At 66.5% G+C, this 20,156-nt stretch carries 17 protein-coding genes and 1 tRNA gene; 13 read left to right on the plus strand and 5 right to left on the minus strand.

Annotation, left to right across the window (positions count from 1 at the left end; translation table 11 throughout):
- Window positions 1-413, plus strand: a 413-nt coding sequence (locus EII42_RS12935) for a hypothetical protein (RefSeq protein ID WP_158676449.1), incomplete at its 5' end; no start/stop codon positions are given.
- A 201-nt stretch (window positions 414-614) separates the two neighbouring features.
- Here EII42_RS12935 and EII42_RS08130 read toward each other — a convergent pair.
- Window positions 615-699 (minus strand) — tRNA-Ser (locus tag EII42_RS08130).
- A 168-nt stretch (window positions 700-867) separates the two neighbouring features.
- On the opposite strand from EII42_RS08130, the gene EII42_RS08135 reads away from it, so the two are divergent.
- The 6 genes from EII42_RS08135 to EII42_RS13295 all read left to right on the plus strand — a co-directional run bounded on the left by EII42_RS08135 (window position 868) and on the right by EII42_RS13295 (window position 8,379).
- Complete coding sequence (locus EII42_RS08135) at window positions 868-1,692, plus strand: pseudouridine synthase (protein ID WP_199729838.1); 825 nt, start codon at window positions 868-870, stop codon at window positions 1,690-1,692.
- A 54-nt stretch (window positions 1,693-1,746) separates the two neighbouring features.
- Complete coding sequence (locus EII42_RS08140) at window positions 1,747-2,718, plus strand: NAD(P)H-quinone oxidoreductase (protein WP_125171627.1); 972 nt, start codon at window positions 1,747-1,749, stop codon at window positions 2,716-2,718.
- A 53-nt stretch (window positions 2,719-2,771) separates the two neighbouring features.
- On the plus strand, window positions 2,772-4,196 hold the full coding sequence (gene argG, locus EII42_RS08145; RefSeq protein ID WP_125171628.1) for an argininosuccinate synthase: 1,425 nt from the start codon (window positions 2,772-2,774) through the stop codon (window positions 4,194-4,196).
- Between the two features lie 376 nt (window positions 4,197-4,572).
- Window positions 4,573-5,946, plus strand: coding sequence for a M15 family metallopeptidase (locus tag EII42_RS08150; protein WP_158676450.1), 1,374 nt, complete (start codon window positions 4,573-4,575; stop codon window positions 5,944-5,946).
- Complete coding sequence (locus tag EII42_RS08155) at window positions 5,946-6,626, plus strand: hypothetical protein (RefSeq protein ID WP_125171630.1); 681 nt, start codon at window positions 5,946-5,948, stop codon at window positions 6,624-6,626. The genes EII42_RS08150 and EII42_RS08155 overlap by 1 nt, the downstream gene beginning before the upstream one ends.
- 493 nt (window positions 6,627-7,119) lie before the next feature.
- On the plus strand, window positions 7,120-8,379 hold the full coding sequence (locus EII42_RS13295; protein ID WP_199729836.1) for a L,D-transpeptidase family protein: 1,260 nt from the start codon (window positions 7,120-7,122) through the stop codon (window positions 8,377-8,379).
- 7 nt (window positions 8,380-8,386) lie between these two features.
- On the opposite strand, the gene EII42_RS12940 is transcribed toward EII42_RS13295, so the two are convergent.
- A complete protein-coding gene (locus tag EII42_RS12940) occupies window positions 8,387-9,433 on the minus strand; it encodes a glycosyltransferase (RefSeq protein WP_158676451.1) in 1,047 nt (348 codons plus the stop codon).
- Between the two features lie 90 nt (window positions 9,434-9,523).
- Here EII42_RS12940 and EII42_RS08170 point away from each other — a divergent pair, with 90 nt between their 5' ends.
- The 6 genes from EII42_RS08170 (at window position 9,524) to EII42_RS08195 (ending at window position 15,446) form a co-directional block, all read left to right on the plus strand.
- The gene (locus EII42_RS08170) at window positions 9,524-10,822 is read left to right on the plus strand and encodes a nucleotide sugar dehydrogenase (RefSeq protein WP_125171631.1); all 1,299 of its coding nucleotides are present in this window, start codon (window positions 9,524-9,526) and stop codon (window positions 10,820-10,822) included.
- Window positions 10,822-11,916, plus strand: coding sequence for a glycosyltransferase (locus EII42_RS08175; RefSeq protein WP_125171632.1), 1,095 nt, complete (start codon window positions 10,822-10,824; stop codon window positions 11,914-11,916). The genes EII42_RS08170 and EII42_RS08175 overlap by 1 nt, the downstream gene beginning before the upstream one ends.
- Before the next feature lie 223 nt (window positions 11,917-12,139).
- On the plus strand, window positions 12,140-12,778 hold the full coding sequence (locus EII42_RS08180; RefSeq protein WP_125171633.1) for a PIG-L deacetylase family protein: 639 nt from the start codon (window positions 12,140-12,142) through the stop codon (window positions 12,776-12,778).
- Window positions 12,775-13,440, plus strand: a complete 666-nt coding sequence (locus EII42_RS08185) for a WbqC family protein (RefSeq protein WP_125171634.1) — start codon at window positions 12,775-12,777, stop codon at window positions 13,438-13,440. The genes EII42_RS08180 and EII42_RS08185 overlap by 4 nt, the downstream gene beginning before the upstream one ends.
- Before the next feature lie 129 nt (window positions 13,441-13,569).
- Window positions 13,570-14,004, plus strand: coding sequence for a Fur family transcriptional regulator (locus EII42_RS08190; protein ID WP_125171635.1), 435 nt, complete (start codon window positions 13,570-13,572; stop codon window positions 14,002-14,004).
- Window positions 14,001-15,446 (plus strand): catalase, encoded by a 1,446-nt coding sequence (locus tag EII42_RS08195; protein ID WP_199729837.1) that lies wholly within the window; start codon window positions 14,001-14,003, stop codon window positions 15,444-15,446. Before EII42_RS08190 ends, EII42_RS08195 begins: the two co-directional genes overlap by 4 nt.
- Window positions 15,447-15,521: 75 nt before the next feature.
- On the opposite strand, the gene EII42_RS08200 is transcribed toward EII42_RS08195, so the two are convergent.
- Genes EII42_RS08200 through EII42_RS08210 form a run of 3 tightly spaced genes read right to left on the minus strand, consistent with a single transcriptional unit; the run spans window position 15,522 to window position 20,078 of the window.
- Window positions 15,522-17,384: a nucleoside-diphosphate sugar epimerase/dehydratase gene (locus EII42_RS08200; protein ID WP_233558325.1), complete on the minus strand. Its 1,863-nt coding sequence runs from the start codon at window positions 17,382-17,384 to the stop codon at window positions 15,522-15,524.
- Entirely contained in the window at window positions 17,377-18,723 is a 1,347-nt protein-coding gene (locus EII42_RS08205) for an O-antigen ligase (RefSeq protein WP_125171637.1), read from the minus strand. The genes EII42_RS08200 and EII42_RS08205 overlap by 8 nt, the downstream gene beginning before the upstream one ends.
- Window positions 18,720-20,078 (minus strand): lipopolysaccharide biosynthesis protein, encoded by a 1,359-nt coding sequence (locus EII42_RS08210; RefSeq protein WP_125171638.1) that lies wholly within the window; start codon window positions 20,076-20,078, stop codon window positions 18,720-18,722. The genes EII42_RS08205 and EII42_RS08210 overlap by 4 nt, the downstream gene beginning before the upstream one ends.
- Window positions 20,079-20,156: the final 78 nt, after the last annotated feature.

Here is a 20,156-nt window from a genome sequence, read left to right on the forward strand (position 1 = left end):
AAACCCTCCCCAAACTCTTCAACGGCCTCCCCATCGACCAATTCAACCACCCAGAAACCCTCGGCAACCTCCCCCTCAACCCCCAAGCATCTTTCATCACCATCTACAACGGCAGGGGCATCTACGGCGGCAGCGGCACCTACGACAAAAACTTCGCCCTCAAAGTGGGCCGCGGGCTCAGCAATCACGAGAACTACATCATGGCGGTCAAGTCCATGGTAGACCCGCAACACTACGGCCGCCTCACCTGCGGACACGACAAAACCTATCCCAGACAGTTTTCTTGCGTAGCCTACGGTGAGGACGCCTTCATCCAGGGCGAATCCAGCGGTGTGACCCGCATCAGCGACGAAGAAATCATCGCGATGACCAACGAATACCTCGACCACGCCCTCAACGCACGAAACCCATAATGCCCACCACCCACCGAATCTGGCCGGCCGCATGGCGCACGGCATCGCGGTCGACGGGCGCCCAGTCAAGCGAGTCCCGCGCGCCCCAGCCGGTCGGCGGCTTTCAAGCAAATCATCCCCGGACGGTCGCCACGACGATGCCCCAGGAACCCAAAACGAGGGGCCGCACCACCGTCGAATCGGTGCCACGGCCCCAGCCAGCGGCGAGAGTGGGATTCGAACCCACGGAGGCTTGCACCTCGACCGCTTTCAAGGCGGTTGCACTAGTCCACTATGCGATCTCGCCAGACCCGCATAGCGTAGCGCAATCCAACCGATTCCGGCACGAGGCCCGGGCGCGCATATAGTTTGGCCCGTGCCGCCCAAGTCCCCGCTCCCGCCCCGCCACGGCCTCCAGGCCGCCTGGGTGCGCACCCCGGACCGGGACCCGACCAACGCCCTGCCCTGGCCAACGATGCGCGACTTCCTGATCGACAAGCTGGGCCCGGCAGGCGACCGCGTCGACGCGATGCTGGCCCGCGGCGACTTCGTCGATGACGCCGGCCAGGCCTGGATCGGCGACGAGGTCTACCGCCCGCACACCTTCGTCTGGTTCCATCGAGAGTTGCGCGACGAGGCCCACGTCCCCGGCGACCTCAAGGTCATCCACCGCGACGACCGCATCGTCGTGTTCGACAAGCCTCACTTCCTCTCGACGATCCCCCGCGGCCGCCACGTGGTGCAGTCGGCCGTGGTGCGGGCCCGCCAACAGCTCGACATGCCGGAGCTCTCCGCCGTGCACCGGCTGGATCGCGGCACCGCCGGGGTGCTGCTCATGACCACCCGGAAGCGTTGGCGCGCCCCTTACCACTCCATCTTTGCCGCCCCCACCACCCGCAAGGTGTACGAGGCGATAGCTCCCGTGCGGCCCGGCCTGGAGTTTCCGCGCCGAGTGTCGTCGCACCTGGTGAAGGAGGTGGGTGTGTTGCAGGCCGAGCGGCTCGACCTGCCGCCCAACTCGCACACCGACATCGACCTCGTAGAGACGCGCGACGGGTGGGGCCGCTACGAGGTGCGCCCCCTCACCGGCAAGACGCACCAGATCAGAATGCATTTCCTGGAGCTCGGCGTCCCGCTGCACAACGATCCGCTTTATCCCGTAGTTCAACCCTGGGAGATCGACGATTTCACGCACCCTATGGGGCTCCTCGCCCGCGAGCTGCACTTCGTCGACCCGATCGACGGCGTCCCGCGCCAATTCGAAAGCCCCAGGCGGCTGCCATGGCCGGACCGCGGCTGAGACCAATCAGATTTTCCTCGATAAGGGCGGCGGCCTTGTGGCAAGGTTGCACCCATGAAGGCAGTACTCGTTCCTGAACCCGGCGACGTTTCGATGCTCATCCTCGGCGAAGCCGACAAACCAACCCCCGGCCCGGGGGAGGTCTTGGTGCGCACAGTGGCCGTCGGCGTCAACCGCGCGGACATCCTGCAGCGCCAGGGCCACTACCCCCCACCGCGCGGCACCACCGACATCCTCGGGTTGGAGGCCTCCGGCGTGGTCGAGGAGGTAGGGGCCGGGTGCGAGCGGTGGCGCCCGGGTGACGAGGTCGTCGCGCTGCTCGCGGGCGGCGGGTACGCCGAGTACTTCGTGGCCCCCGAGGGCCAGCTGATCTCCCCGCCCCCGGGCGTGGATCTGGTCACCGCGGCGGGCGTTCTTGAGGTGGCCGCGACGGTGGTGAGCAACCTGGCGCTCGCCGGGCTGAAGGAGGGCGAAACCTTCCTGGTGCACGGCGGCGCGGGCGGCATCGGCACTTTCGCCACCCAGTACGCGAAGGCGTTGGGCGCGCGCGTGGCGGCCACGGCAGGCTCCGAGGCCAAGCTGGCGCACTGCCGGGCGCACGGCACCGACATCGCGCTCGACTACCACGGAGACTGGGTGAAGCAGTTGCAGGAGGCAACCGGCGGCAGGGGCGCCGACGTCATCCTCGACATCATCGGCGCCAAGTACCTGGAGGCCAACGTCAAGGCGCTCGCCCGCCGGGGACGCATGGTGGTCATCGGCCTACAGGGCGGCGTGAAGGGCACCCTCAACGTGGGACTGCTGCTCAGCAAGCAGGGCACCATCAGCGCGACGTCGCTGCGCTTCCGTCCCGCCGACGAGAAGGCAGAGATCTGCGCCCAGGTAGAGCGCCAGGTCTGGCCGCTGCTGCGCAACGGGAAGATCAAGCCGTCGCCGGAGACCCGCATCCCCTTCGACGATGTCCGTTCCGCCCACGAACTCCTCAGCTCCGGCGAGAACGTGGGCAAGATCATCCTGGTGCTGTGAACCCAACATGAGCCGACGGTGGCGCAGCCGCGCGCATGGCTTAGGGTTAACCCGTGGCTAAAGTTTTGACTTCTCTTCCCGTCGGCGAGCGCGTCGGCATCGCGTTCTCGGGCGGCCTCGACACGTCGGTGGCCGTGGCCTGGATGCGCGAGGCCGGCGCTCACCCCTGCACCTACACTGCGGACATCGGCCAATACGACGAGCCGGACATCGGGTCGGTTCCGGGGCGCGCCACCCAGTACGGTGCCGAGATCTCCCGGCTGATCGACGTCAAGTCGGCGCTCGTCGAGGAGGGGTTGTCTGCGCTGGCCTGCGGCGCCTTCCACATTCGCTCCGCTGGCCGCGCCTACTTCAACACCACCCCCATCGGCCGCGCCGTGACCGGCACGCTGCTGGTGCGCGCGATGGCTGAGGACGATGTGATGATCTGGGGCGACGGCTCCACCTACAAGGGAAACGACATCGAACGCTTCTACCGCTACGGCCTCATGGCCAACCCGCAGCTGCGCATCTACAAGCCGTGGCTCGACGAGCAGTTCGTCGGCGAGCTAGGCGGTCGTGACGAGATGAGCGTGTGGCTCGCGCAGCGTAACCTGCCCTACCGCGACAGCAAGGAGAAGGCGTATTCCACCGACGCCAACATCTGGGGGGCCACACACGAAGCCAAGACGCTTGAGGCCCTGGACGTTTCGTTGGAGACGGTCGAGCCGATCATGGGCGTCAAGTTCTGGGATCCGGCTGTGCGCATCGACACCGAGGATGTGCGCATCGGCTTCGAACAGGGCCGCCCGGTCAGTATCAACGGCCGACGCTTTGACGACGCGGTGCAGCTCGTCCTGGAGGCCAACGCCATCGGTGGTCGCCACGGTCTGGGCATGAGCGACCAGATCGAGAACCGCATCATCGAAGCGAAGTCGCGTGGTATCTACGAAGCACCCGGCATGGCTCTGCTGTGGATCGCCTACGAGCGGCTGCTGACCGCAATCCACAACGAGGACACGCTCGCCAACTATCACACGCAGGGGCTGCGGCTGGGCCGGCTGCTCTATGAGGGCCGCTGGCTGGATCCGCAGTCGCTCATGCTGCGTGAGTCGATTCAGCGTTGGGTGGCGTCGGCGGTCACGGGCGAGGTGGCGCTGCGCCTTCGTCGCGGCGACGACTACACCATCCTCGACACCACCGGCCCGCACCTGTCGTACGCGGCCGAGAAGCTGTCGATGGAACGGGTCGAGGATGCCGCCTTCGGCCCCACCGACCGCATCGGCCAACTGACCATGCGTAACCTCGACATCGCCGACTCTCGGGAGAAACTTGAGCTCTACGCGATGCAGGGCACCCTGGGGGTCACCCAGGCCAGCCTGATCGGCGAGTTGGAGGCGGGCGGCAAGGCGGCCATCGTCGAGTTGGGCGCCCCGGTGGGCGACGACGTGATCGACGCGGCCGGGCTGCGCTCCTCGTTCGATTCCGGTACGGACTAATCATCAGAAGAAAGCATTGGGAGGGTACATGAGCAGATGGCGCAACACGTTCCTCGTTGTGTTGGCAAGTTCGCTGGCCACCACGCTGGGCCCCCCAGCAGCCGCAGATGACACGGTCGAGCCCATGCCAAGCGCGTCGTCGCATAGTCAGGAACCGAGCGCGCCGCCGGCTCCTCCCACGGCCACGGCCGAGCCCTCCCAACCGGAATCGCAGCCGCCCACGGCTTCGCCTTCCCCTACTCCGGACCAGGCTTCGACGGGCCCTGCACCGACGCCAACCCAGCTGCCCTCAGCAGCGGAAACGAGCCAGCCAAGCTCGCCCACGAGGCCCGAGAACGAGTTGGTTAGCCCCGGGGATGAACTGGGGCTGGTCGAGGTGGCTGCCGAGACCGAGGAACCCGCGGATCTCCAGGAGCATGAACCGTTCGCGGCGGCCCTCCCGCAACATCCGGTGGTCCAGGTGCACAATGCCGGCCAGTTCGGCCACGGCTGGCTGCCCGACAACACGACGTTCCCCGGCGACTGGGACGGTGACGGCTACGACGACCAGCTCATGCGCTCTGCGCGCGGCGAGCTGTTGTTCTACCGTGGCCGGGCCGACGGGTCGCTATACGAGGGGGTGCGCATCGGTCACGGCTGGGGCGCGGCGTTGGAACTCCTCGGTCAGGCGGACTGGGATGGCGATGGGCTGATTGATCTAGTGGCGCGGTTCACCTCGGGCAGCCTGATTCTTTATTCGGGCGACGGCTCTGGAGGTTTTCTCCGCTCCAGCCAGATCGGCCGAGGCTGGGGTGGCATCAATAAGATCGCCCTGCTGCCCCAAGCATCAAACGGCTACCCCGCGATCGTCGGCTTGCACTCGGATGGCCGGGTTCTCTACTACCCCTCCGACGGCGTGGGCAACTTCGCGCCAGCACACACCTTGGCGAGGGACGCCAACGAGTACAGCCTGTTGGAGGCAGCCGGCGACTGGGATGGCAACTCGTATTCAGATCTGATCGCTATCGACCGGAGCGGTCGGTTGGTTTACCTTCCCCTGGCTGGAGCCAGGATCACTGGCCGGTTTCAGGTGGGGCGAAACTGGCAGTATTTCCTGAAGTTGGGCGTCACCCAGGCGGAGAACGGGGCCGCCTCCTTGGCAGGCATTCGTCAAGACGGCATGTTCTTCCGTTTCACCGCGAGCACGGCCCGCCCCGTTTTCAGCTATGCGTCGCGTCCGGCAACTCTGAATGATCTCGGCAAATCGTGGCGCCCAGGGTGCCCTGTTGGCCCCGAACAACTGAGCGTTATCACCATGAATTTCTGGGATTCGCACGGCAGAATCAGCCGTGGAAACTTGATAGTGCGCTCAGACCTGGTCGCACGTACCACCACCATCTTCAAAGCCGCTTTCGCGAAGCGCTTCCCGATAAGCAAGATGCGCACGGCAGCGCTCTACGACGGAAACGACATAACGATGATGGCCGACGACAACACGTCGGCGTTCAACTGCCGTCAAGTGGTGGGCAACCCCTACCGCGTGTCGCCGCACAGCTACGGGTATGCCGTGGACATCAATACGGTGAAGAATCCCTATTTTGCCGGCCGGTGGTACCCGTCCGCCGCGTACTCGACGGGACGCTCCGCCAGCATCCCCGGTATGCACATGGCGGACACGGTGTTCCCCGTCGAGTTCCGCCGGCATGGCGGACACTGGGGCGGCTGTTACCGTGACTACCACCATTTCGAGCTCACCACGCAGAGGTGCTGATGAGGGCAACAGTAGTCATTGGCGTGCTCTGCCTGCTTGGGTCAGGCTGCTCCACTCCGCCCAGCTCACCGGATTCTCCGGATCCGTCGGTGCTGGTGAGCCCCACCAGCGTCGACGGATCCGGCGAGATGGACGTGTCAGATCCGATCCAATCTCCTGCCGCGCCACCGAGCCCAGATGCTTCGACGGTGGGGGCCCTTTCCGCCGACTCCCTCCCCGCGAGTTGGCTGGGTTTCTCGGGCACCGTGGTCGAACCGACGGAAGGAGAGTTCGTCCCCAACGGGACTTGGGTGCATGTGGTTGACCCTTCGATCGCCTCGACCGAGGCCATCCCCTACTGCAAGGACACTTCCCCTCCCCTGCCGTTGGGTGCGTTGGCCGGTTCCTACCGCGACGGGCAGGACCGCTTCGGTAACGGCCTAGTGCTGGAGTTCGCGTCTGACTCGGAAGCCAAGAAGTGGTTCGCCGAGTTTTCCGAGGCCCTGCAGGCCTGCACCGCAGGCGAGGCGGGGTTCACGACGAAGAACCTCAACCTGACGGACACTGGGCTGACCGCCGTTCGAGACTACCCAGGAGACCCGCACTCCGAGGCCGTGTGGGTGGAGGAACGCTTCGTCCGGTTGATGATCGTTCAGGGGGAGTTCCCTTCCGAACAACTCTCGGCCCTGCTCCCAAGCTGATCTCCCCCATTTGACTGGCCGCGAGCCGGCCCACTTCCTTCCGGCTTCCGAGGCCTGTCAGCGTCCAGTCGAGGGGTTCTTGGGCCATGCCAACGCGGTGCCCACGCCTTACCCAACGACTTGTTTGCCGCAATCAAAGATGAGAAACTGATGCAACCGTGGCGGAAAGCGCCACCATTCATCACAGGGTTTACAGGTCATGAGAATCTCAACCATCACGGACCGGCGAACGGTCAGGTCGACTGCGGCCACGGCTCTAGCTCTTCTCGTCTTCAGCTTCGGAATATTTCCTGCCGGGGCGGATGATGCTACAGACGGAGGTGGGCCGCAAGACCAGGCGACGCAGTCGCCGACGCCGTCGTCGTCGCCTACAACTCCAGCGCCGCAGCCCACTCAGGGGCCCACAGCCGAGCAGACTCCGCTGCCGTCCCCCAGCGACGCTGAGACATCTCCGCCCTCGACCGGTGATGACCTGCACACTCCTGAAGCAGAAGTGTTTGAGCCGAGCCTCGACGACGGTGCTCCCACCGGCGAAGAGCCGCAGAGCGAGCTAGCGCCCGAGGAAGAAGACCTCTCTGAACGCGTTCCTCTCTCCGTGCAGCCAACCGACTACCACGACTTTGTGCGGCTTGAGTACAGCGCGCAGATCGGGCACGGCTGGAACGCGCGCCGCACCGTTTTCCCCGGCGACTGGGATAGGGACGGTAAAACCGACTTGATGTTGATCACGCCTTCTGGTGATCTTCTTTTCTACCGCTCGCTCGGGTGGGACCAGTTCGAGTGGCCGGTCAAGATCGGCCACGGCTGGGGAGCGGCCCTCGACGTTCTTGGGGGCACAGACTGGACTGGAGACGGCTACCCTGATCTGCTGGCCCGGTTCCGTAACGGCGAAGTGCACTTCTACGTCGGCGATGCTCGTGGGGGCGTGCGCAGCCACTGGAAGATCGGTCAGGGCTGGCAACCGTTCAGGACCATCACTGTGTTGTCGCGCAGCCTGCATAACTCCCCAGCTCTCTTGGGGGTGCGCGAGGATGGCGCTTCCTGGCTGTACCCCACCAAAGGCACTACGGAGTTCCTCGACCCAATCCTGATCGACAACGACTGGAGAGACCTGGGATTGGTGACCGGCGTCGGCGATTGGGACGGCAATGGTCAGAGCGACGTCGCTGCGATCGACCACCAGGGAACCCTCCGCTATCTTGCAGCCAACGCGCACGGCGGCGGTTTCACCCACTTCCGGCTGGGTACCGGCTGGTCGAAGATGAAAGGCTTGAACTCGGCCTTCAGCCCGACTGGCAACCGCCTCTGGGCCATTCGCGAAGACGGTACGCTGCACTCCTATATCCTGCACTCCCGCGACAGCATCTCGCAGGGCTACAAGCTGGATCGTCGCTGCCTTACGGGGAGGGTGCTGTGCTCTTCTAAGTCTGCCGGCAAGCTGTGGTGGGTGATTGACGGCGAGATCAAAGCCACCATGGATGCCCGGTTCGGTTGGCCGAGCACTCCTACCCGTGAGGGCGTGTTCAAGGTGTTCCGCAAATCCAGGCACCATGTGTCCAGCATCTTCGGCGTGCCCATGCCCTGGGCGATGTTCTTCTCCGGCGGCCAGGCGATCCACTACTCGGAGGGCTTTGCCTCCGACCCAACCGGAGCCGGCGGCTCAGCAGGGTGCATCAACATCCGCGACGCCGCCACGCTGGACTGGGTTTACCACCAGGTCCGCATCGGCGACAAGGTAGTGGTCTACCGCTGAGCCCGATTCAACCACCGACGAGGTAGTCCGCCAGCCGGCGGGCTGCCTCGTCGCCGTTGTGCCACCTCTTCGCGAAAGCCACACCCCGTTCCGCCTGCTCACGCAACTCGTCGCGTCGGTCCCGCACGGAGGACAGCACGTCGTAGAGGGTCTCTGGGGTGGCTTCCAGCATCTCGGGGGGCTCCGGCATCTTGGCGCGCACACCGTCGATCATGCGCCCGACAGTGACCCGGCCCGCCGCCATCGCCTCCACCGCAGCCACGCCATAGGAGCCGAACAACAACTGGTCAATGACGACATCGCACCCCTGCACGAGGGTGCGCAGCTCGGCGTGCGGCAGCCCCGACGGCGCCACCACCTCGATCACGCCCTCCCGCTCCAGCCGCTCCAGCACCGGCATGATCAGGTGCGTGCCCTTGATGGGCGGATTGCGCTGGCTGGGCACGTGCAGCACCCGTGGCCGTTCACGTTCCAGCACCGGATACGGGCTCGCCCACTGCTCCACCTCCACCACGACGGGCAGCCAGGTGCCGGAGGGCAGGTCGAAGGCGAGGTCCGGGGTGGAGAAGAAAACCGGCCAGCCGCATTCCTCGGCGAAGCCCCGGTTGCGCGCGGTCTGTTCCGCCAACGTGGCCCGCCAGGCGTCGTCGCCGACGGTGAAGTAGGACCATTCGTCGCGCGCCATGTGAGCGGCGGGGTCGCGCACGTCGGAGCCGTGGGCGATGAGCGCCATGCGCTTCCCGAGCTCTGCGAGCCGCCGGGCGTCGGCTGGAAAGTGGGCGTGCCGATCCCAGCGCGCGAAGGTCTTGAACCCGTCGAGCGCGACGTGGGTCGTCTCCGCGAACAGCCTGCGGGTTCGCGCGCCCCAGAACAGGGGGGTGCGGAACGCGAACCGGTTGAGAAGGTGGTCGATGTCGAAGGAGTATCCGCCGCCGCGCAGCGGCACGCCCGAGAACGACCACGCCGTCACCGGTAGATTTCGCTGCGCAGCCCTCGCCCAGCGATGCGCCTGTCCCGCATAGTTCGACGGCCCCACCGCCCACACGCTACCCATGCGCCAAGGCTAGCGTCTTGAAGCCGGGCTGATACGAGTAGACTCGGTGCAACGCTCACACAAGTTCTCAGGTTGGTGGAAGGAAGCAGCGTGAAGATCGCCGTTATCGCTATGGGCAAGATCGGTCTGCCGTTGGCCGTGCAGTTCGCCGACATGGGCCACGAGGTCATTGGCGTTGACGTGCAGCAGGGCGTCGTTGACAAGATCAACGCGGCCCTGGAGCCCTTCCCCGGCGAGGCTCACCTGCAGGAGAAGCTCGCCGAACTGGTGCCCGCAGGCAGGCTTCGCGCCACCACTGACTACTCCGAGGCCATCCCCGGGGCGGATGCGATCGTCATCGTCGTGCCGCTGTTCGTCAACGACGAGACCTGGCAGCCAGACTTCGGCTGGATGGAGTCCGCCACCCGTTCCTTCTCCGGACACCTCACCCCCGGCACCCTCGTCTCCTACGAGACGACCCTGCCCGTCGGCACCACCCGGGGACGCTGGAAGCCGATGATCGAGGAGATCTCGGGGCTCAAGGAGGGCAAGGACTTCCACCTCGTGTTCTCCCCCGAGCGGGTCCTCACCGGCCGCGTCTTCGAGGACCTCAAGAAGTACCCGAAGCTCGTCGGTGGCCTCACCCCTGAGGGCACCGCCAAGGGCATCGAGTTCTACAAGCAGGTGCTCACCTTCATCGACCGCCCCGACCTGCCGCAGGGCAACGGCGTATGGGACATGGGCACCGCCGAGGCCGCCGAGATGGCCAAGCTTGCCGAGACCACCTACCGCGACGTCAACATCGGGCTCGCCAACCAGTTCGGCAAGTTCGCCGCCGCCCACGGCATCGACGTGAACAAGGTCATTGACGCCTCCAACTCGCAGCCCTACAGCCACATCCACCGGCCGGGCATCGCCGTCGGCGGCCACTGCATCCCCGTCTACCCGCGCCTCTACCTGTACACCGATCCCGAGGCCACCATCGTGCGCACCGCCCGCGAGGCCAACATGACGATGCCGGAGTACGCCATCGCACTGGCCGAGGGCGCCGTCGGGGATCTCAAGGGCAAACGTGTCGTCGTGCTCGGCGCCTCCTACCGGGGCCGGGTGAAGGAGACCGCGTTCTCCGGGGTCTTCCCCACCGCCGAGGGGCTGAAGACCCGCGGCGCGGAGGTCACGGTCCACGACCCGATGTTCACCGACGAGGAGCTCGCCGGGTACGGCTTCACCGCCTACCACCGGGGCGAGCCCGTCGACGTGGCCATCCTGCAGGCCGACCACCCCGAGTACCTGGAGTGGACCCCGACCGACCTGCCGGGCGTGCAGGTCATCGTCGACGGCCGCGGCTGCCTCGATGCGGCGAAGTGGGAGGGTGTGACCTATCGCGCCATCGGCAACGGCCAGCACTGATGCCCCGACGGATCCGCCACCTTTCCAGCGTCCACGACATCACCGACACTCGCGTGACCTACAAGGAGTGTGGGGGCCTCGAGGAAGCCGGCTACGACGTGGCGCTCATCAACACCCACGACGGCGACACCACCGTCGCAGGTGTTCCGGTTATCGGGCTTGGCGCGCCCCGGAACCGCATCCACCGGATCCTGGTCAAGACATGGGCCATCTTCTTCCGGGCGCTCAAGGAGAAGGCGGACATCTACCACTTCCACGACCCTGAGCTCATGGGCGTGGGGCTGGCGCTTAGGCTGTGCGGCAAGAAGGTCGTCTACGACGTCCACGAGGACGTGCCGCTGCAGATCATGAACAAGACCTGGATCCCGGACTGGGCGAAGCGTCCGCTGGCCTGGATCGTGAGGGTCCTGGAGGGGATCTCGGGACGGCTGCTCAGCGGGATCGTCGCGGCCACCCCGTCGATCGCGGCGAAGTTCCCGCCAGGACGCACCGTCGTCGTGCAGAACTTCCCGGAGAAGGGGCTGGCGACGACGCGCAACGAGGTCCCCTTCGAGGCGCGCAGCCACGCGTTCATCTACGTCGGCGGACTGTCGGTGCAGCAGGGGCTGTTCGAGATGCTGGACGCCGTCGCCCAGCTGCCCGACGGCGTGCGCGGCTGGATCGCGGGCAGGTTCAAGCACCATCAGGACCGCGCCGAGGCCCATCCCGGCTGGAGCCGCGTCGACTACGCGGGGCTGGTGCAGCGCGAGGAGATCGTCGCCGGGCTGCGCGACGCGCAGGTCGGGATTGTGCTGGACCACCCGATCAGCAACTACGTCGAAGGCTATTCCACCAAGATGTTCGAGTACATGGCGTGCGGGCTGCCGGTGCTTTGCTCGGATTTCCGGCTGTGGCAGGAGATCGTCGGGGAGGCCGGCTGCGGCATCACCGTCGACCCCTTCGACACCGACGCTGCGGCCGCGGCCCTGAAATCGCTGCTCGCCGACCCAGCGGAGGCAGCTCGGATGGGCGAGAACGGCCGTCAGGCCATCCTGACCCGCTACAACTGGGACGCCGAGTTCGCCAAGCTGAAGGACCTGTACGAGCGGCTCTGAGGCTCCCGTCGGCCACCTGACAACAGCCAGCGAGCCATTCCACCGTCATCGTCGCACTCGACAACACCTGGATTTGCCCCGACGCCGCCTGCGCATAGACCAGCTTCGATGTCCGCCGGCCAATTCCTCATAGCGACCATGCGGTATGACAGCTCCCCCCATAACTCACGCACCGCCTTGAGAGGGTAGAGTTCAGGGGACCTTGAATTACGAGAGGATTTCGATGCTACTGCCCAAAACCATCCTGGTGCTTGCCCCACACACTGACGACGCCGAGCTCGGTGCGGGCGGATCGATCGCGAAGTGGATCGAGGCCGGGGTGGAAGTCCACGTCGCCGTATTCTCTACCGCAGAAGAATCTCTACCTGAGGGGTCAGCGCCTACTCGGCTAGCCGACGAGTGCCACGAGTCCCTCGACGTGCTGGGGGTGCCGCGCGGGAACCGCACGATCCTCAGCTACCCAGTCCGGAAGCTCAGCTACCACCGCCAGGAGGTCCTGGAGCACCTGGTGCAGCTGGGCCGCGACATTGATCCGGACTGGGTGCTGGCGCCGTCGGGGGCCGACCTCCACCAAGACCACGCCACCATCCACGACGAGGCGCTGCGGGCCTTCAAGCATAAGACCCTGCTCGGCTACGAACTGCCATGGAACCACATCACCTTCTCCGCGTCGGCCTTCGTGACCCTGGAGCGTCGCCACCTGGACACAAAGTGGGCGGCCTTGACGAAGTACGAGTCGCAGCTGGAGATGGGGCGCACCTACTTCACGCCCGAGTTCCACGATTCCCTGGCCCGGGTGCGGGGCCTTCAGGTGAAACACGAGTGGGCGGAGGCCTTCGAGCTGATCCGGATCGTGCTGTGATCGTCACCATTCACCAGCCAAACTTCGCGCCTTGGACCGGCTACTTCGACAAGATGGCCCGCTCCGACGTGTTCGTCCTGCTGGACACGGTGCCGTTCACTAAGGGCGGCTACCAGAACCGGGTGCGGATCAAGGGCCCGAACGGGCCACAGTGGCTGACCGTGCCGGTGATCACCAAGGGGCGGCTGGGGCAGCCGACGAACGAGGTGGAGACCAACGAGGCCCGCCCGTGGCGCGGCGACCACGTGAAGACTCTGCGCACCCTTTACGGCAAGGCGGGCAATGTTTCCGAGGCCATCGAGCTGCTGGAGGCCGTTTACGCGAGCCCCAGCACCAACCTCGCGGAGTTGTGCATCGCCCTGATCACACGATTCCATGCCCGCTACGGCCTCGGCACCCGGCTGGTGCGCGCGTCCGAGCTGTCCGCCCGGGGGTCGTCTTCGCAGCTGCTGGCGGACATCGTCGCAGAGCTCGGGGGCGACGTGTACCTCTCCGGCCCTTCGGGCCGAAACTATCTGGATCGGTCGGTGTTCGACCGACTGGGGATAGCGGTCGAGTACCACTCGTTCACGCCGACGCCCTACCCTCAGGTGGGCGCGGATTTCGTCGGTGGGTTGAGCATGCTGGACCACCTCGCCAACGGCGCTCCGGTCTGGTGGTAGGCCGGCGGCCGTAACCGGCCGCGCAAAAATCTCCCGGCGAATCCCACCTGCGTCAGCGTGCCCTCCCCAGGCTTTCCCTGAAGGCTTCCTTTTTTGGAATCTTTCTACTTTAGGTGTTATTGTGACACCGTGTCCGCAACATTCCAAGACCCAGCAGCCCGGCTCCGAGCAGCCGACCTTCGGGTCACCGCAGCCCGAATCGCGGTGCTGGGGGTGCTGGACGAGCACCCCCACTCCACGGTCAGCGAGGTACGCGACCGGGCGATCAGCCACCTGGGCTCCCTATCCGTGCAGGCCACCTACGACGTGCTGTCCGCTCTGCACGAGCGCCAGCTCATCCGTCGCATCGAGCCCGCCGGGCAGACGCCCCGCTACGAGGTGGCCGACGACAACCACCACCACCTCATATGCCGCCGCTGCGGAGCGTTGCGCGACGTCAGTTGCCACATCGGCCACGCCCCCTGCCTCACCCCACACGACGCCGCCGGCTACATCGTGGATGAGGCAGAGGTGATCTACTGGGGCACCTGCCCCGCATGCATCGAAGATGGAGGAGAAGCATGAACACGATCAACACCCCGTCCACCCACCTCAACGGTTCCCCGGTTCAAACCGACGCCCACTCGCTCACTGTAGGCCCCGACGGCCCGATCGTCCTGCACGACGTGCACCTCGTCGAGCAGCTTGCCCACTTCAACCGGGAGCGGGTGCCTGAGCGCAACCCGCATGCCAAGGGCTCGGGCGCTTTCGGCACCTTCACCGTCACAGGCGACGTCACCGCCTACACCAAGGCCGCCTGCTTCCAGCCGGGAACCGAAACCCGGATGCTGGTGCGCTTCTCCACCGTCGCCGGCGAGCAGGGCTCCCCCGACACGTGGCGCGACGTCCGCGGCTTCTCGGTGCGCTGGTACTCCTCCGAAGGCAACCTGGACATCGTCGGCAACAACACCCCCGTGTTCTTCCTGCGCGACCCGCTGAAGTTCCCCCAGTTCATCCGCTCGCAGAAGCGCATGCCCGCCTCCGGGCTCAGGGACGCCACCATGCAGTGGGACTTCTGGACCCAGTCCCCGGAGACCGCGCACCAGGTGGCCTACCTCATGGGCGACCGCGGCCTGCCGCGCACCTGGCGCCACATGAACGGCTACTCCTCCCACACCTACATGTGGGTGAACGCCGAGGGCGAGAAGTTCTGGGTGAAGTACCACTTCGTCTCCGACCAGGGCGTCGAGAACATGACGAACGCCGAGGCCGACGAACTGGCCGGCAAGGACGCTGACTTCCACCGCCGCGACCTGTTCGACGCCATCGCCGAGGGCAACTTCCCCAGCTGGACGCTGCACGTGCAGGTCATGCCCTACGCGGACGCCAAGGACTACCGCTACAACCCGTTCGACCTCACCAAGGTCTGGTCATTCAAGGACTACCCGCGCATCGAGGTGGGTCGCATGACCCTGAACGAGAACCCCGCCAACTTCTACGCCGAGATCGAGCAGGCGGCTTTCAGCCCGTCGAACATGATCCCCGGCACCGGGATCTCGCCCGACAAGATGCTGATGGCCCGCGTGTTCGCCTACCCCGACGCGCACCGCGCCCGCATCGGCACCAACTTCCACCAGCTGCCGGTCAACCAGCCGGCCTGCCCGGTCAACAACTACGCCAACCAGGGCAACATGGAGTTCGTGCACAACGGCTCCGCCCCGGTCTACGCGCCCAACTCCTTCGGCCGTCCCTACGCCGACACGCAGGGCCCGGCGGAGAACGGCTGGGAGGCCGACGGCACCCTGGTCCGCTCCGCGTACACCCTGCACGCCGAGGATGACGACTTCGGCCAGGCGCACACCCTGGTGCGGGAGGTGTTCTGCGACGAGCAGCGCGCCCGCCTCGTGGAGACCGTGGCCGGCGCCCTGTCCGGGGTGGCCGAGCCCGTGCTCAGCCGTGCCTTCCAGTACTGGAAGAACATCGACGCTGAGGTGGGCGCCGCCATCGAGGCAGCGGTCAAGAACTGATTTAAAGAACCCGGAGGGGGGGGTGCTGCGTGGGAACACGCAGCACCCCCCTCCGGCGTTTACGGCTGGTGGCGGCTACTCGCTCGCCGGCCGCGTGAGCTGCACCCCGTCGAGGCCGCTTCGCGCCTCCTCCAGATTGCGCCGCGCCGCCTCGGCCGCGTGGCTCTGCTGGGTGAGCGCGACGAGCGAATCCGGGTCGGCGCCGTCGACAGTACCCAGCAACTCCGGATCCAGCGGCGGCACCTGCACCCGATAGATGAGTTCGTGGCTGGTGGGGGTGCGCTCCTCGTCGTCGCTGAACAGCACCTCGTGCATCTTCTCGTTTGGCCTGAGCCCGGTGAAGATGATCTCGATGTCCTTGCCCGAGCGCGCGATGAGGCCCTTCGCCACGTCGAGGATGCGCACAGGCTCGCCCATGTCCAGCACCAGCACGTCCGCCGGTTGGCCGATCGCGCCCGCTTGGATGGTCAGCTCGCAGGCCTCGGGGATGGTCATGAAGTAGCGGGTGATGTCCGGGTGCGTGACCGTGAGCGGCCCGCCCTTGTCGATCTGCGCGCGGAACGTGTGCAGCATGGAGCCACGCGAGCCGAGCACGTTGCCGAAACGAACCGACACCCACAGGTGACCGGTCTTGCGGGCGTAGTAGGCGGTCAGCTCCTCCGCGATGCGCTTGGTCTTACCGAGCACACTGGTGGCGTCGGCGGCCTTGTCGGTGGAGATGTTCACGAAACGCTGCACCCCATACTTCTCGGCGGCGCGCAGCACGTTCAGGGTGCCGATGGCGTTCGTCTTCCAGCCCTCAAGCGGATACTGCTCCAGCATCGGCAGGTGCTTCAACGCGGCCGCGTGGAAGACGACGTCGGGCCGATGATCGGCGAACACCTTGTCCAGGGCCGCCACGTCGCGGATGTCGCACAGCACCATGTTGGGCGTGTCCAGCAGCCCCTGGTTGAAGATGGCCAGCTGGGTGCCGTGCAGGCCGGACTCGTCGCGGTCCAGCATCACCAGCGACTTCGGGCCAAACTTGTGCACCTGGCGCGCGATCTCCGAACCGATCGAGCCGCCCGCCCCGGTGACCAGCACCACCTTGCCGGAGAGGTAGTCGGAGATCTCCGAAAGGTTGGTCTTGATCTGGGCCCGCCCCAGCAGATCGGCCACATCCAACTGATGCAGGCTCGACAGCTCGACCTTCCCCGAGATCAGATCCTTGGTCTGAGGCATCACCAGGGTCTTCAGGCCCTCCGGCTCGGTCAGCGCGTTGATCTCGCGCAGCAACTCCCTGGACGCGGTCGGCAGCGCGACGATGATGGTGCGCACCCCGCGCTCCAGCGCGGCGGGCACCAGCTTCTCGCGACCACCCAGCACCTTGGCGCCCGACAGGTGCAGGTTGCGCTTGCTCGGGTCGTCGTCGATGTATCCGACGATCTGGTACGGCGCGTCGGGATCGTACTCCAGCAGCCGGCCCAGCTGGGCGCCGGCGTTGCCCGCGCCGTAGACGAGCACCGGCTCTGCCGGGGCCCCCGATTGCTGATGACCCGAGATCGTGCGGGAGATGAAGCGCCCGGCCGCCATCAGGATCAGTGCGGCGAACGGCACGGTGAAAGTCATCACCCTCGGGTAGTACTCGGGGGCCACCCACGCGAAACCGAGGGCCAGCACGCCGCCGACCGCCAGCCCGACCGCCGCCAGGTGCGTCGCCTCCTCGAAGGAAGCCACCCGGTAGCGGCCGCGGTACAGCTTCGTCGCCGTGCCCACCAGCACCTGAAGCGTAATCGCCAGCCCCGCGTAAACCAGGACCATCTGGGTCTGCTCACTCGACAGATCGAAGTTGTAGCGCATGACCACGAGGCCGAGCGCGGCCACCACCCAACAACCGGCATCCCAGACCGCTAGAGCCACCCGCTCCAGGCGAGCGCGCGTGCTCCTGAACTCAGCCACAATTTTCTCCTTCGCACACAGCTGGTGCCGAGTCTACCGCCGGCTTCCCGGATTTCCGCCGCGCCTCGCACTCGCTCGCGGCCGCGAATACCGCCAGCCACCACACGAAGGAAACTCCCGGATTGCGCAGCAGATAAGTGTCGAACACGAACGCCACCACACACACCGCCGACGCCAACCCGACGCCGGCGCGCCCCAGCCGCACCTCCCGCACCGCCACGCGCAGCACAAACCACACCAGCCCCAGCAGCGCGACAAAACCAACCACCCCCAACTCCACCAGCACCCCGAGGAACAGCGAGTGCGGGTTCACCAACAGCGACCCGCCAATGCCCTCGACGGTCAACTCCCCCGTCTCCGGGGCCCAGATCAGGTTGGCGTCCACCCCGAACCACGGCCACACCGCACCGTTACCAGCCCCGAACAGCACCCGGCCCGGTGAGGACCACCAGTGCTGCACCGCCGTCGCCAAGTTGGTGGCCCGCCCGGGATCGCCCAGGGTCAGCAGCCGCGCCGCAAGCTCGGGAAACACCGTGACCGCCCCCACCGACAGCGCGCCCACGGCACCGGCTATCGCCAACAGCGCCCGGCCGGACAGCCGTCGGCCGCCGAGGGCGAGCAGGGCGACGGCGGTGAGCACCAGCAGCGCCAATCCGGCGCGGGAGAAGGTCAGCACGGTCAAGGCGACGCCCATCGTCGCCGCCACAAGCAGCCATCGCGCGCGGCCGGACGACCGCACACCCGCAAGCACCAGAACCACCACCGCCAACACCAGCGCGCACGACAGCACCGCCGCCCCGCCCAGGCCCGTGCCCAGCCGGTTGAAACCACGCGGGTCCAGCAGTGCCCGCACCAGGCCAACCATCCCCATCCCGACGATAGTGAGGGCCAAGCACACCAGCCAGCCCTCCCTGCGCCCGGCTCGCGTGGCCGCGACGAGCAGCCACGCGAGCAGCATGGTCACCGCCGCCTGCACGATGGGCACCCACGCGACCCACGTCGGGTAGCAGGCGGGCCACGGCTCGCCGTCGCGGGTGGCGATGCAGGTGGCGAACCCGAGGGTACGCACGAGCGCCCACGCCAGCAGCAGCCCGAAGGCCAGCAGGCCAGGCCAGGTGGCGCGCCACAGCTGTGCGCGCCCCGGCAGCCACGCCAGCAGCGCCAGCCCGACGGTGGTAGCTGCCCCGGCGCCGAGCAGCCAGGCGGTCAGCCCCACCGGCTCCTCGACGATGACCTCCTGCCCGTTGAACCAGCTCGCCACCATCAGGATGAGCGGCGCGGCCCAGGCGAAGGCCCGGGCGGCTGCCCCGCCGGGTCGGCGGCCGCGTTCGGTCGTCATTCGGCGTCCTCGGCCACCCGGTCCTTCGCGGCCAGCCCCTCCTCGATGCTGACGGTCCGGCCGCGGTCGTATTCGCGCGCGGCCCACAGCGCCAGCAGGCAGAAGATCGCCAGCAGCCCGGCCATCGCCCACGACACCACGGTCATCGTCTCCAGGATGCCCGGATGGTGGAGCCACAGGATGCTGAGCGGGGTGACCATGTAGACCACGGAGAACGCGAGCATCACGCCCTGCTTCTGCACGACGATGAACAGCATCGAGACCGGGGAGGTGGCGAGGTTGAAGAACAGCCACGGCACCAGAACTGCGGCGAGATCACCTACCAAGGGGAACTCGGGGCCCAGCACCCACGGCAGGATCGGCGGGGCAAGGAAGTAGATCAGCGCGAAGGGCACGATCCCCAGCAGCACGGAACGCAGCAGCGACTTCGCCACCAGCGAGAACATTTCGCCGCGAGGCGTGACGGCCAGCTTCTGGAAGAACACCTGCGACAGTGCCCCGTTGATGAGGCTCAGCGGCGCCTGGATCAGCAGCCAGGCGACGTTGAAGTTACCCACAACTTTGGTGGAGAAGAACACGCCGATCAGCACCGTGATGCCGTTGAGCCGGATGGCGTCGACGACGGCGTTCGGCCCGTTGACCAGCGGCATCCGGCGGAACTTGCGCGCCACGTGTTTGAGCGTGGCCGCCCGGGGGGCGCGGACTTCGTCGCGGGTGCGGCGAAACACCCGGATCAGCGCGACCGCCTGGCCCAGGAACTGCGAGCCGATCAGCCCCAGCACCGAGCTGCCTGGGATGCCGGAGGCGACGCGGGTGGTCGACATCACCAGCGATTGCGTCATGTGGTTGCTGCTGACGAACGAGTAGTACTTCTTCCGGTTCAGCCACTGGGTGTAGATGATCACCTGCGCGGTGACGAAGACGAGCGGCCCGACGAGCCACAGCCAGGGCCCCAGCCCGGGGGTGTTCAGCAGCCCCGCCAACCAGCCACCGAAAACGCCCAGCAACACGCTGGAACCGAGCGAGACTCCCAGGTTTATGCGGGTCGCGAGCGTGAGCAGCGCGCGGGCCTCGTCGTCGGATTTCGCGGGCACGATGGCGAACTCGTAGCGCAACGCCGCGACGGTGACGAGGAAACCGACGATGGCGGAGAACATGCCGAACACGCCCATGTCGTGCGACGTAAACAGGCGAGTGACGATCGGGTAGATCAGCAGGCCGACGGCCTGGGCGAAAGCGGTGCCCGTCATGAGGGTCAGCACGTGCTTCACGAACTCGTGCCGATCCAGCCAGCGCCCGACGCGGGACTGGCGGAAACGTTCCCGCTTGGTGGGCGGCTGACCTGCTGAATCCATGCGGTTCAGTGTAATCGCGCCGGCTCGCCTGGCTTCCGCCCAACTGCCGCGCTGCCCATTTCTGGGCTTGGGATGAGA

The sequence above is a fragment of the Tessaracoccus sp. OH4464_COT-324 genome (assembly GCF_003932855.1).
Lineage (GTDB): Bacteria > Actinomycetota > Actinomycetes > Propionibacteriales > Propionibacteriaceae > Arachnia.